The sequence below is a fragment of the Legionella sp. 227 genome (assembly GCF_043161935.1).
In the GTDB taxonomy this organism is placed as follows: domain Bacteria; phylum Pseudomonadota; class Gammaproteobacteria; order Legionellales; family Legionellaceae; genus Legionella; species Legionella sheltonii.
In genome coordinates, this window is sequence record NZ_CP171154.1 from 39,953 (window position 1) to 52,652 (window position 12,700).

A 12,700-nucleotide genomic window follows, 5' to 3' on the forward strand; every position below is an offset into this window, starting at 1 on the left:
GGCATAGTATTTGCTAAGTACAACAAGTTACTCAAAGAGGGATTTTTTGTGAAAAAATGCATACTAAGTGTTTTACTATTTTTTGCAAGCACTGCATTGTATTCTGATGCAATACAGTCACCTGAAATATTAACAAATAAAATAGAACAACATATTCGTAATGAACTTTCTTCATATAAGGAAGGAAAAATTCAGGTAATAGCAGATAAAATTGATTCTCGTTTAAACCTCAAGGCCTGTGCTGAAGATCACTTAGTTGTGTTTAATCCTTATCAGTCTCCTATCTTAAATACGAGTACTATGGGTATTAAATGCCAAGAAAATGACAATCGCTGGTCTTTGTATGTACCTGTTAAAATCACTGTATTAAAAACAATATATGTGTCAAAGCGTGCGCTTATCAAAGGAACCCGAATTAGCCGAGATGATATTTATGAAACAGAAATGGATGTACAAAAATTAAATCATGGATATTATACTGAAAAAGATCTCCTCATAGGACAAATTTGCAAAATCAATATTCCCCCAAACAGTCCACTGAATCCACATAATATTGAAGCAGCAAAATTGATTAATAAAGGTGAGCGTGTTTCTATTGTTGTTAATGACAATAATTTAACGGTAAGTATGGATGGGGTTGCTATGGAAGAAGGCTCACTGGGCGAAACCATTAAAGTGCGCAACTTATCTTCTAAAAAAATTATTGAGGCCCAAATCTCAGGTCCAAAGAAAGTTGATGTTATTATTTAATAAAATTAAGATAAGATCATCACAAGCCTAGCGAGGGATCTCCAACGTTAGCACAGTGTTACGGTGGGAAGACAGTAAGAATGAAAACAACTTCACATTAAAAATTTACTAAAGATTTTTAAAAAAGAGCCGATACATATAGAAGTCGAACGTGATTGAGGATAAATTATGTTTAATCAAATCAGTGATGCAGCTCCTGTAAAAACTATAGATTCAGACAATCGTCTAAAAACGAAACATCAAGATCAAATTAAACGTTTGATCGAGGACCCCTCATCACTTGTCAGCATAAGTGATACCTCAAAACAATTAGAAGCAATAAAAAATTCCCTTAAAGATGCTCCTGAAATCAATGAAGCTCGTGTTTTATATTTTAAATCAGAAATTGCACTTGGAAACTATGAAATTGATAGTGACAAAATTGCCATGAAAATGTTAAATGTAGAACCTGCTTAATTTCTAAGGGCAATTATATGGATAATAAGATCAGCGTTTTAAGTAATCATTTGGAACAAGAAATTAATTGGGTAGAGTCACTCAATTCATTGTTGGCTGAAGAAAAAGAAATACTATCATCTCGTCAATTCGATAGACTCGAAGAGTTTGCAAACAAAAAACAGGAATTATCCAATAAATTGGAAGAAAGCGCCAAACAACGCATGCACCTTATTCATCATAATAATCCCAATGAGCCCATGAATCTGGCTTTATCAGAGTTTCTTAAAAACTCTAGTGCTGACGAAACGGCACTCATTAATCAATTAAATAAGAAACTTGGTGAGGTTCTATCTCGTTGTCGTGAATTAAATGCAGTTAATGGACAAATTATTACCAACAACCTTTATATCCGTCAAGAAATTGTCAATACCCTGTCGGGAAATAAAGGAAATGCAATCAGCGTTTATACTGCCAATGGAAATATACAATCATCTCAAGAAAATACTCATCATCAAGAAGCCTAGATAGAGAGTATCTTCAATTGATGCAAAAACACTTTCAGTGACTTCTAGCCTGTGTTCTTTGTAACCTGGATTAGCGTGCCTAATCCAGGTTACAAAGCATCAATTGATTAGCGCATGCGCAATGCACCATCCAGACGTATCACTTCCCCATTAATCATTTCATTTTCAATAATATGTGCCACTAATGAAGCAAACTCCTCGGGCTTTCCAAAACGTTTGGGGAAAGTCATTGTTGCTACTAAATTATCCTGTACCTCTTGTGGCATATTCAGCAACATTGGGGTAGCGATTAATCCAGGGGCAATCGTATTGATACGAATCGCCCACTGAGCTAACTCACGTGCTGCTGGAAGTGTCATGGCAACGACCCCACCCTTAGATGCACTATATGCCGCTTGCCCAATTTGTCCTTCAAATGCAGCAATAGAGGCTGTGTTAATAATAACTCCTCGTTCCTGTGAATCACTGTCCAACTCTAAACGAGTCATCGCATGCGCTGCCACTCGCATGACATTAAACGTTCCTACAAGATTTATATCAATCACCTGTTTAAAGGCAGCCAAAGGCATAGCCCCCTCTTTTCCAACAATCCGCTTTGCTGGAGCAACTCCTGCACAATTAATACAAACTCTTGGAGTTCCCAATTGTTCTATTGTTTGTTGCATTGCTTTTTCCACCGATTCATCACTAGTTACATCACAAGTGATAAATAAATCAGCTTCACTTTGGGCATCTTCCTGTTTATCCCATGCTACAACTCGCATTCCACGCTTCTGTAAGTAGTGTACAGATGCTTTACCCATACCGGATGCACCACCGGTAATTAATGCGATTTGATTTTTAAAATTCACTATTACTCTCCATGATTTGTAGTCTGTTTGAAGCGCAACGCCTCTCCGTTATCCCGAGGATAGCCAGGAACCTCCACCCTGCAGCACCGTATTACAGAGGAGAGCTACGCTACGCTCGAATGTCGAGGAGCCGCTACGAGATACCCAGATTATTACTAAAAAAATTCCTTACTCAGTTGTTTGAACTCAGGAGTACCGGCCTTTTTTAACCATTCAAAAAATACCATTTCGGAGGTAATTAAATGTACCCCTTCATTTTTCATTCGTTTCAATCCGTATTTCATATTTTGCTCACCACGACAGCTCACAGCGTCAACAACAACAAAAACTTCAAATCCTGCTTCTCGCATTTCTAATGCAGTTTGTAACACACAAACGTGAGTCTCAATACCAATAAGGATTAATTGTTTTTTATGCAACTGCTTGAGTCGTTCAACATAGGTGGGTTCACCCATACAGGAAAAAGATACTTTATCAACACATTCTTGCGGATTAAAATACTTTTGAAATTGTTTTAAAGTGGAACCAAGACCTTGTGGATATTGTTCGCTTACTAAAATTGGAACACTCATGCGTTGAGCCAACTTTAAAAGCCATTCACATCTTGCGATAAATACTTCATTATTTAATACAGCTGGTGTTAATTTTTCTTGTACATCAACTAACAGTAAGAGTGAATCCTCTTTATTAAGTAACATCCTTATTCTCCTCAGCAGATAAATTCTAGTATCTTAATCAAGACAGTAGAATTTTAAACAACCCCTATTTGCGATCTTTAAATTTAAATTCTTATAAAAACTTATAGCCTGGATTAGTGAAGGTACAACCCAGGCTATAAGCAGATTAGTAGAGAAGATTTTCTGTTAAATCCTAAACACCAGCAATATCTATGGTTCTCATTTTTACATCCATTTGTTTGCTACCGCGTTGGATGGAAACGGTTACTTGCTCCCCTACTTTTATTTCAGTAAGCATATTATACAAAACATCATAGTTAGGCACTGCATGTCCATTAAGTGCTACAATAATATCACCTAATACAATACGACCCCAAGCATCTCTGTGAGTCGCTCGTAAATGTGCTTTAGCTGCGGGAGTATTCGGTATAATGTCAGCGATTAATATTCCTTTACGTATACCTAATTGACGGGCAATACTGGGCGGAACACTTTGAATGCCGATACCTGACAACACTACTCGACCATTTTTAATAATTTGAGTCACAATTCGATCAATATCCTCAGCAGGTACAGCAAAACCAATTCCAGCAGACGTGCCTGAATGAGAAAAGATCATTGTATTCATCCCAATTAACTGCCCAGCACTATTCAATAATGGGCCACCTGAGTTACCTGGATTGATTGGTGTATCTGTTTGGATCATATTGCGAATTGTTACTCCGCCAATCCCAGGAACTTTTCTACCCAAAGCAGAAATCACTCCTTTAGATAGACTGTGATCAAGGCCAAAAGGATTGCCGATTGCAATCGCTTTTTGTCCGACCATGAGATCATTAAGACGTACGACTTCAAATGGCCTAAACTCTTTGAGTAAAGCCAAAGCCTGTGGTGATTCGATCTTGAGTACTGCAATATCTTTACGAGGCTCTGATCCAACTACCTTTGCAGGTACCGTCAATTTGCCCAACGAAATAGCCAGCTTGTCAGCTCCTTTGATCACGTGATAATTAGTCACTATGTAGCCATTATTATTCCAGACTATCCCTGATCCAGCCCCATCTGGTACTTGCATTTTACGTGCAGCAGCTCTATTTGTAACTGTTGCTAATCTGTGAACATACACCACTTTAGGTGACGCTTCATGAAAAACTTTCACTGTATTTTGTTCATCAGGAAGAAGAGAGTTCACATCAGCACTATGTCCTGGCAAAGCCAGAAGACAACATAGCATAAAAGTACTAAACCATAAAAAACGATGTCTTGCCATTCAATATATCTCCACCAATTAACTCCAAATCTTGCATTCTCCTAAATGCAAGTGAATTGTAATATATACCAACAAAAATGTCACTAAATGACTTAGGAGAATAATTTTCACGCAAATGTCATTGAGCGAGCTTTTGCTGAATCTTTCTCTTCTTCCTCATCCTGGACGGTATCAGGTGGTTGATTTTGGTGGACGTCACTCTGTTTCTGTTGTTTCTCCTCTTTATGCGTCACATTCTCTTTTTTCTCAGGTGCTGCATCATTTATGTCACGTTGGGTTTTATCGACCTCAGCACGTGCAATATGTTCTACTCGTGTTTGAACTAGCGAAATCCCAGGTGCGACTGATACCCCAAAATATTGCATCAGAAATTGTATTGGGATCATAAACATATCTTTAAACGTCATTGTTGATGCCTCCATGCTTTTGACTGCTACAATTTCAGTATCATCAATATGACGCAGATAGACTTTTTCTAATAAAGCAGAATGCTGTTTGTAAACGTTATCCAAACTGGCGTTTCGTGTCTTTTCCTGATTCAAGAGATATCTTTGAAAATCAGTATGAGCATCCCATAAAGAAGCTCTTCTTTCTTGTAATTGCTTGAGCTCGCTCTCATAAAAAGCGATTTTATGATCGATTTCTTCTCTTAATCGATCACAAGCGCCTTTACGATCGGCGGAGATTTCTCCACTGACTATTGAGCCAGACTCTTTCACAATAGTCTGGGCGTAACGTTCAATCAACTCAGTTTTTTTGCGCAAAACCTCATCGATTTGCGTATCAATGTACCTAATCGCTTCTTTATTTACTCCAAGAATTTGATAGTGAGAGTCAAAACGTTTCTCATTTTGCATTTGCTCCCGCATCTGTTCCAGCTCTTTGACCTCTTGAGACAATGCTCTCATTTGTGCGTCATCATTTAATTGTTTGTCTCGGCTTAACAAGATTTGTCGGATAAATGCAGCCAAAACCACAACAGTTCCTAATACGGCTGCACAGATAAGCGCTATACTGACCGGCTCCATAGTCAACTCCTTGAATTAAGACAAATGAATCAATTGAGTATGTATTTCAATAGCAAAATAGTGACTAAAGTCTTGAAAAGAGTCGATTGATGGCCATTGCTCAGGTTGACTCGACATTCGACTCATAGCTGCTGAAAAAATTGAAATATAATGTTCTTTGATAAAAGGTTTTATTTCAGTCAAGTTAGAAAAATTCTTAACCAGGGCAGTGGCATTTTCTTCCAGATGAGATAATTCAACTTTTTCAATAACATCTACCAAATCATCCTGGCCCTCTAAGCTTTCTTTAATCCAATTAAGTAACGCCATACGAGGTTTAATCAGCAGTAATTGATGACTTTTTTCTATGGAAGGTTCCATTAACAGAATATGATTATGTAATTCAAATTTAAAACAACAAAGAAAATCAAGAAAATTGGTTTCTATTGCATGACGTGCTTTGTCCCCTAACCAGCGACTAATTTCATGGTGAAACATTTTTGAAAAATATTTTTCTATTTCATTTAAAGTAGCATCATCTGAATTTTGTTTTTGCAGGACATAAGCTGTATTATCAATTTGCAATAATCGAAGATCCGGTAATTTAGTCTCAGGCAATTGTGAGGTAAGAAATGATAAAAAAACAGCCGTAGGTTTTAATACTGCTATTTCGTGTTGGCTATGGCGCATATCTCTCTCCTTGATTTTCCCTAAATCCCTCACCAACAGATTTACTGCGCTCACTGTAATGATTTAGTTTGTAAGCTTTTTAAGACTTTTATTCGAGTATTTTGACCTTTTCCAGAAAAATCTTTAAAAAACTCCCATCGTCAATGCATTAAGTGCATTCGCGACAATCTTTAGCAAATGATTCAGCTTGATTTTTACTCATCCTGAGTACAACAGGCCCCTATTAACGATAGACTATATATCGACACTTAGCGAATCGATTTTAATTTTTTTATTATAAACTAGAGTCATTAATTATTAACTTCGCTCATTGACCTCGGCCATTACTTTTTTTACAGTACGCCAACAATAAAGTATCAAAGAATCACAGCGTGGATAAGCAAATCTTATACAAACAATTTAGTCAACCATTATTGCAGTGGTTTGCCCTTAATGGACGTCAAAACCTGCCTTGGCAACTCCCCCGGACGCCCTACAGAGTTTGGATTTCTGAAATTATGCTTCAGCAAACTCAAGTACAAACAGTTATTCCTTATTTCGAACGTTTTATGCAACGATTTCCAAACCTTAGTGACTTGGCTCGAGCAAATGAAGATGAAGTACTTTCTTTATGGTCAGGACTTGGTTATTACAGTCGTGCCAGAAATCTTCATCAGACGGCAAAAATAGTGATGCAACAACATAATGGCGTTGTTCCTGATGATTATCAGTTATTAAAAGAACTCCCTGGAATCGGTCCATCTACTGCAGCAGCCATCTTATCACAAGCTTTTAATCAACCCGTTGCTATTCTTGATGGCAATGTAAAACGAGTTTTAACGCGTTTTTTCATGATCAAAGGTTACCCAGAACAAGCTCAAGTAAAAAAAACACTGTGGGATTTAGCGAACTCGTGCATGCCCAATGAACACTGTGCCAACTACACTCAAGCAATTATGGATCTAGGTGCATTATGTTGTACCTCTAAAAATCCAAATTGCACTAATTGCCCCTTACATAATAGTTGCCTGGCTTTTAAATTTAAGGAGCAGCACTTATATCCCACGAAAAAAATAAAAAAACCCATCCCCATTCAATCCCAACAATTTCTGGTTTTGTATAATGAGCAAGGACATATTTATTTGGAAAAAAGACCGCCTACCGGATTATGGGGAGGATTATGGTGTTTACCCTGTTTGGATGAAGACGATTGCCCTCTTGATTTCATTCGTCTGAACTATGACTTATCAGGAGAAACACCTCAACAGCTCATTACGTTTAAACACCGTTTTAGTCATTTTCATTTGGAAATCAATGCCCTCAGCATAAAAACCAAAATCCTGGGTAACAAATTGGCTGAACAACAAGGTCAATGGTTCGAAAAGGAACGAATAAACTCTCTAGGATTAGCACAACCTACCAGCAAAATATTGTCTTCTCACTACAACATGTTTATTCAAAGTTCATAATGGATATAATAGGGGCTTTTCGTTGGATGCTCCTTGTATGAAAGAATTTATTCAATCCAGTTCGTCTTTAACTCCTTTGGTTAATTATGTCAAAGAAAAAGGGGTTTCTTTAAAGAGTTTACCAGTGGAGAAAAAAACATCCATAAAAATCGAAGAGGAACTTTCTGATGAACAACAAAAATTCAAAGCCAATAGAGCTGCAACAATAATCCAGCGCACTTATCGTGCCTATAAAATGAAACAAAAAATAAGAAATAACCCTTATAGTTCTTATTTATCAATGATGGATCGAATGGAAGTACAAAGAATCCCTGCGCACATTCTATTTGGAAGACATATAGCTGAAATAAGACCAACCTCAAAAAATCAAATCAGAAATCCTTATATATATTCTGATGCACGATATCATCGAGATGATGATTTGTCTGGAATTTTGTTGAACAGTTTAATCGACTCCTTCAATATTGATGAGCCATCACGTTCCACTCATGATTATGTTCCTGTCACGTTGCTCGATAATACCCCTGCTGAAGACATTATCAGCCGTTATTTTCCCCAACCGATGCAAAAAACAAAACCACAACCCCAAGTGATTAAAGATACGAACCACTCCATTGCATTAATTGCTATACCTCATGGCTATTATAGAGCGGATGAAATTAAAGGAATTTTGAGTATTTGTGGTCTGGTTGCAAGTCCTTGGGAAATTGCGATTAATGTTAAAGTACCACCACTTCCTCTAATTGAACCAGAACAAGTCAACCCTGCTCTTAATACTCTACCCACAACTAAAGAAGCTTTATTAAAAAGTAAACCATTTAATAAACTTCTTTTAATTGCTAAAAGCCCAAAACATTCAACCAATAAATTGGCGACGGGGCTAAGAAATCTTTTAATAGACCTTCCTGAATTAAATCAAAAGGCCATACAACGCATCGCCATAATGCTCCAAGTAAGTTGTCATTTTTATGATAATAATTATCCTCAATTCGCATTTTGTCTTTATACAATTATCCACGAAATCAGTCTTTGTTTATTAGAGCCAAAAGACTTGCTTAATTTAGAAAAGGACTTTTCTCGATTTAAGCAAGAAACAGAAAAAGTACTGTTACAGACATTGGATCTAAAAAAGGAACAACTAACACAAACTACTTTTTTCGCCTCACTGGCCATGTCAGGAACTAATGCATATGTCATTGCCATGCATCTGGCGCAAAAAATGAAAACAGAGCAAAACAAAAAACCTAAAATTAAAATTTATGGCACCAATTATTATGAATTTGATTTCATTACCAAAGCAACTAAAAAGTCCGATGCCGATGTTTTTATAGTTTGCACTGGACCAACTGTCAAAGAGACTGGTCTTATTCCAGGAATAGATATTAATCGGTTAATTAACCAAGAAATAATCAGTAAAAAACGAACAAAACCTGTTACTGTTATTATCGACGCGACCTCAACATTGTATAAGAATTTGCGTTTAAATCCCGAAGTTCAATCGCTTGTTAAAGAAGGGAAACTCTCGTTAATCATCCATGAAAGCATTCAAAAATTTGGACTCCTCCATACTGATCAACCTCAATGCGGAAGGGTGTATGGTTTATGTTCTAAAGGGAGCTATGCAGGAGAAGTACTTCAAGAATTACAGCGAAATGCCCAGAATGATTTTAATAATCATGTCGATCTGCGAATTGGAGCGTATATCAGCAATAACTGTGGTCACATGTTAGAAGAAATAAAACGGCAGCATTTTGTTAATGGATCACTTTTAAGAAATATATTGATTCAAGCCAAGTTGATAGATGCACAGGTTATTGGCCATCCTTATATGCTGTCTAATCTGGATGAACTGTATTTTGTAAGTTTTGATCCAGAAAAATCAAAACAACTTGAAGAATCAACTCTGAAATTTATTGAGCATAGAGACAGTTTCGGACATTTTTGTACTACGCGATCGATTATAAGTGACTTTGTAGACTCTGATGAAATAATGCAAACACGTATTAGTGTTGATGCCTCAGATACCATTGATTGCTTAATCCAAACATCGCAACTTTTTTTGGCAAGTTGTTATACGACAGAAGAAATATTAGAAATTCTCCTTGAAAATGCCAGAAAGTCTGATTTGCTATCGTTTGATGAGCAAATTATTTCGCTTGGATTAATTAATATTTTAGTTGTCGACATGCCTAGCGGTTCGCCCATGATCAGAAATCGAGTTGAAGTCTTTGCTGCGATAAGTTGGGTATTGGAGCAGTGTTTTTTATTAAAAGGCCGTCAATATACTGCAAATGCACATAGTTATTTACAGGAATTACAAAAAGAAATTAGTGACATGTATCAACCCAAATATCGGCACAATTTCATGCAGTCGATTCACACGCTTTATCGTCAAGGTACTCCTTTAAATCCTAATGTTCTTGAACAATTAAAGTTGAGCAATGAACAGCTGATCGACGTACCAAAGAAAAAATTATCTTTTTTCAATTCGGATGCAGCAGCCGTAGAAACAGCTGCGCTACACGATCAGAAGCCAAAAATTTGTGATTTTTGAAAAAGCTAAATCAGTAGTTAACAAAATGGCTCTTCCTACTGTATCGAGCGAAAATTTCCCTTATCTGCAAGGAGAGGAACATTTTAACTTAATGAACCCCCGCTAGCCAATATGCGAACGGCCTCTTTGGCATCAGGTTGTCCTAAATTTGCGGCGGCATTAATCCAAAACCAAGCTTTCTTACGGTCTTCAACTACTCCTTTACCATAATAATACATATAACCCACAGCATATTGAGCATCTGGTTGGCCTTTCTCAGCTATTGGCTTTAGGCGGATAAAAGCCTTGCGGTAATTTTCGACTCTGAAACTATCAATCCCTTCACGTAAATTGATTGCACTTGTAGTAGCACAGGCAGCAAGAGTAGAAATAAAAATTACAACGATTAATAAATCAAATAAACGTCTCATAAAATCCCTATTCCCCTTGTAAAGGCTTAGCCACTGGTTCAAAGATTAATTCATTTTTGGGTAAACTTAAACTCTCTAATGTACCATTACGTTCAACCAAAATCCCAGAGGCCATAATTCGCTTGATCACTGCACCGCCGGGGATAGTATCACCTAATTTGTAAGTTTTTTCCTCTCCGGTTGCTGAACGAATAATTACTTGGGAGTTATTTAGCTTATTTGCAAATAAAATTCCTACTAAAGTAACATTCAGCATGGATTTTTTAATACTGGATAAATTATTAGAAACATAAACACCAAATAATGAGGAATGTAAAATTGCATCGAAGGAATTCTGCTGGGGTATTATCGGCACTTCTTTACCAACATCGGGAGCTGCTTGTATCTTTATGGGAGAAAATATCAATTGAGTGTATTCGGCTATTATCAGTATGGAAAAAAGCGAAATAAAAGCAATAATAATCCATTGTGCGTATTTTGCTGAAAATAAAGCATGAAGATCAAATTTCATTATCAAAACGCTCCTGAAGCCTAAACTTACACCACACTCTGGCTACCACCGCCATTACCTAGAGGAAAACTCTCCTCCAATGTCCCGTGTGACGCGATCAGGGGCATCGGGTAAGGATTAAAAACCTTAAACTTAATAGCAATCAATCTGGCTACAACCCCGCAAAGTAGAGCTTGCCTATCTATAGAACCCCCTCTAGAATATCCTACATAAACCACTCTGAAAAGATCACTCTTTCATAAATAGACCTCTTTCCAAACTCGCTCAAGGGCGTGAAGTGCGATAGCTCCAGTAAAGTTTAGAAAAGGCTTAAGAGGATTAGACATAAAAAATTTATAGCCCTTAAGGATAGTCCAATGAAAAAGAATCACTTTGAAACTCGAGCCATTCATGCAGGTCAAAAACCTTGCCCAAGTACTGGGGCGGTCATGACGCCTATTTATGCCACATCAACCTACAAACAAATTGCTCCTGGTGAACATTTGGGCTATGAGTACTCACGAACACATAACCCTACTCGTGACGCCTATGAAGGATGCATTGCCAGTTTGGAATCAGGTCAACGTGGTTTTGCTTTTGCCTCTGGAATGGCTGCCATTAACACCATTGTTGACTTATTAGACGCAGGAGATCATGTTGTCGCCATGGATGATCTTTATGGAGGCACCTTTCGATTATTTGACAAGGTTAAAACCCGCACATCAGGATTATCCTTTTCTTTTGTAGACATGTCTCATGTTCACAATATCGAAGCTGCAATTACTCCCAAAACGCGCATGCTCTGGGTAGAAACACCTTCAAATCCTATGTTAAAACTGGCCAACTTACGCGAAATAGCTGAAATAGCAAAACGTCATAATCTTATAGCTGTCGCAGACAATACTTTTGCAACACCTTGGATTCAAAGACCTATCGAGTTAGGATTTGATATAGTACTTCATTCTGCAACCAAATATCTTAACGGCCATTCGGATGTAGTCAGTGGGGTTGTGGTTGTGGGTGATAATCCTAATTTAGGTGACAAAATTGCTTTTCTACAAAACTCTTGTGGTGGTGTTGCAGGTCCTTTTGACAGTTTTCTGGTATTAAGAAGCCTAAAAACTCTGTCGTTACGTATGGAACGACATTGTGAGAATGCGAACCATCTGGCAAACTGGCTGAGTGGTCAACCCAAAGTAAAAAAAATAATCTATCCAGGCCTTAAAAGTCATCCCCAACATGATTTAGCCAAAGAGCAAATGCATGGATTCGGCGGTATGATTTCCATGGTAATTGATGGGGGCATTGATGCTGCCAAAAGATTTCTTGCTCGCTGCGAATTGTTTACATTAGCTGAAAGTCTAGGCGGCGTAGAAAGCTTAATTGAGCATCCCGCGATTATGACCCATGCCTCTATACCGCCAGAAAAACGTAAAGCCTTAGGAATAGAAGATGGCTTTATTCGGCTCTCAGTAGGCATAGAGCATGTAGAAGATTTACAAGCTGATTTGGAATATGCACTTGCATATTAAACTTTATAAAATTGTGAAACCTGGGTGTAGCGCAGCGAAATCCGGGTTGGACTACTTAA

At 37.5% G+C, this 12,700-nt stretch carries 13 protein-coding genes; 6 read left to right on the forward strand and 7 right to left on the reverse strand.

Translation table 11 applies throughout. The features are described from left to right. Positions 1 to 48: 48 nt before the first annotated feature. From flgA to ACF8MK_RS00190, 3 genes are all read left to right on the forward strand, one after another. Complete coding sequence (flgA, locus tag ACF8MK_RS00180) at positions 49 to 750, forward strand: flagellar basal body P-ring formation chaperone FlgA (protein ID WP_392537671.1); 702 nt, start codon at positions 49 to 51, stop codon at positions 748 to 750. 168 nt (positions 751 to 918) lie between these two features. Continuing rightward, positions 919 to 1,206 carry a flagellar biosynthesis anti-sigma factor FlgM gene (gene flgM / locus ACF8MK_RS00185; RefSeq protein WP_392537672.1) on the forward strand — a complete coding sequence of 96 codons (288 nt, stop codon included), beginning with the start codon at positions 919 to 921 and terminating at the stop codon, positions 1,204 to 1,206. Between the two features lie 17 nt (positions 1,207 to 1,223). Beyond that, positions 1,224 to 1,712 (forward strand): flagella synthesis protein FlgN, encoded by a 489-nt coding sequence (locus tag ACF8MK_RS00190; protein ID WP_265702935.1) that lies wholly within the window; start codon positions 1,224 to 1,226, stop codon positions 1,710 to 1,712. Between the two features lie 107 nt (positions 1,713 to 1,819). On the opposite strand, the gene ACF8MK_RS00195 is transcribed toward ACF8MK_RS00190, so the two are convergent. The 5 genes from ACF8MK_RS00195 to ACF8MK_RS00215 form a co-directional block, all read right to left on the reverse strand. Next, entirely contained in the window at positions 1,820 to 2,563 is a 744-nt protein-coding gene (locus ACF8MK_RS00195; RefSeq protein WP_392537673.1) for an SDR family NAD(P)-dependent oxidoreductase, read from the reverse strand. 155 nt (positions 2,564 to 2,718) lie between these two features. Continuing rightward, the gene (locus ACF8MK_RS00200) at positions 2,719 to 3,261 is read right to left on the reverse strand and encodes a hydrolase (RefSeq protein WP_392537674.1); all 543 of its coding nucleotides are present in this window, start codon (positions 3,259 to 3,261) and stop codon (positions 2,719 to 2,721) included. Between the two features lie 172 nt (positions 3,262 to 3,433). Continuing rightward, positions 3,434 to 4,510 (reverse strand): S1C family serine protease, encoded by a 1,077-nt coding sequence (locus ACF8MK_RS00205; RefSeq protein ID WP_392537675.1) that lies wholly within the window; start codon positions 4,508 to 4,510, stop codon positions 3,434 to 3,436. A gap of 107 nt (positions 4,511 to 4,617) precedes the next feature. Continuing rightward, positions 4,618 to 5,538: a hypothetical protein gene (locus ACF8MK_RS00210; RefSeq protein ID WP_392537676.1), complete on the reverse strand. Its 921-nt coding sequence runs from the start codon at positions 5,536 to 5,538 to the stop codon at positions 4,618 to 4,620. A 15-nt stretch (positions 5,539 to 5,553) separates the two neighbouring features. Next, positions 5,554 to 6,207 (reverse strand): hypothetical protein, encoded by a 654-nt coding sequence (locus ACF8MK_RS00215; RefSeq protein WP_265702940.1) that lies wholly within the window; start codon positions 6,205 to 6,207, stop codon positions 5,554 to 5,556. Between the two features lie 371 nt (positions 6,208 to 6,578). Between ACF8MK_RS00215 and mutY the strand changes: the two genes are divergently transcribed. Both mutY and ACF8MK_RS00225 read left to right on the forward strand, forming a co-directional pair. Next, the gene (mutY, locus tag ACF8MK_RS00220; protein WP_392537677.1) at positions 6,579 to 7,655 is read left to right on the forward strand and encodes an A/G-specific adenine glycosylase; all 1,077 of its coding nucleotides are present in this window, start codon (positions 6,579 to 6,581) and stop codon (positions 7,653 to 7,655) included. Between the two features lie 37 nt (positions 7,656 to 7,692). After that, positions 7,693 to 10,209 (forward strand): IQ calmodulin-binding motif-containing protein, encoded by a 2,517-nt coding sequence (locus ACF8MK_RS00225; RefSeq protein WP_392537678.1) that lies wholly within the window; start codon positions 7,693 to 7,695, stop codon positions 10,207 to 10,209. An 83-nt stretch (positions 10,210 to 10,292) separates the two neighbouring features. On the opposite strand, the gene ACF8MK_RS00230 is transcribed toward ACF8MK_RS00225, so the two are convergent. Beyond that, on the reverse strand, positions 10,293 to 10,619 hold the full coding sequence (locus ACF8MK_RS00230) for a sel1 repeat family protein (RefSeq protein ID WP_392537679.1): 327 nt from the start codon (positions 10,617 to 10,619) through the stop codon (positions 10,293 to 10,295). 7 nt (positions 10,620 to 10,626) lie between these two features. Continuing rightward, positions 10,627 to 11,130, reverse strand: coding sequence for a type II secretion system protein N (locus ACF8MK_RS00235; protein ID WP_392537680.1), 504 nt, complete (start codon positions 11,128 to 11,130; stop codon positions 10,627 to 10,629). 356 nt (positions 11,131 to 11,486) lie between these two features. Here ACF8MK_RS00235 and ACF8MK_RS00240 point away from each other — a divergent pair, with 356 nt between their 5' ends. Next, a complete protein-coding gene (locus tag ACF8MK_RS00240; RefSeq protein ID WP_392537681.1) occupies positions 11,487 to 12,641 on the forward strand; it encodes a trans-sulfuration enzyme family protein in 1,155 nt (384 codons plus the stop codon). Positions 12,642 to 12,700 lie beyond the last annotated feature (59 nt).

Bases quoted from the DNA above. Each gene is read 5' to 3' on its own strand.
- ACF8MK_RS00235 (WP_392537680.1), bottom strand. From the start codon at position 11,130: ATGAAATTTGATCTTCATGCTTTATTTTCAGCAAAATACGCACAATGG.
- ACF8MK_RS00200 (WP_392537674.1), bottom strand. From the start codon at position 3,261: ATGTTACTTAATAAAGAGGATTCACTCTTACTGTTAGTTGATGTACAA.
- flgM (WP_392537672.1), top strand. From the start codon at position 919: ATGTTTAATCAAATCAGTGATGCAGCTCCTGTAAAAACTATAGATTCA.
- ACF8MK_RS00210 (WP_392537676.1), bottom strand. From the start codon at position 5,538: ATGGAGCCGGTCAGTATAGCGCTTATCTGTGCAGCCGTATTAGGAACT.
- ACF8MK_RS00190 (WP_265702935.1), top strand. From the start codon at position 1,224: ATGGATAATAAGATCAGCGTTTTAAGTAATCATTTGGAACAAGAAATT.
- ACF8MK_RS00215 (WP_265702940.1), bottom strand. From the start codon at position 6,207: ATGCGCCATAGCCAACACGAAATAGCAGTATTAAAACCTACGGCTGTT.
- ACF8MK_RS00205 (WP_392537675.1), bottom strand. From the start codon at position 4,510: ATGGCAAGACATCGTTTTTTATGGTTTAGTACTTTTATGCTATGTTGT.
- ACF8MK_RS00225 (WP_392537678.1), top strand. From the start codon at position 7,693: ATGAAAGAATTTATTCAATCCAGTTCGTCTTTAACTCCTTTGGTTAAT.
- ACF8MK_RS00240 (WP_392537681.1), top strand. From the start codon at position 11,487: ATGAAAAAGAATCACTTTGAAACTCGAGCCATTCATGCAGGTCAAAAA.
- ACF8MK_RS00230 (WP_392537679.1), bottom strand. From the start codon at position 10,619: ATGAGACGTTTATTTGATTTATTAATCGTTGTAATTTTTATTTCTACT.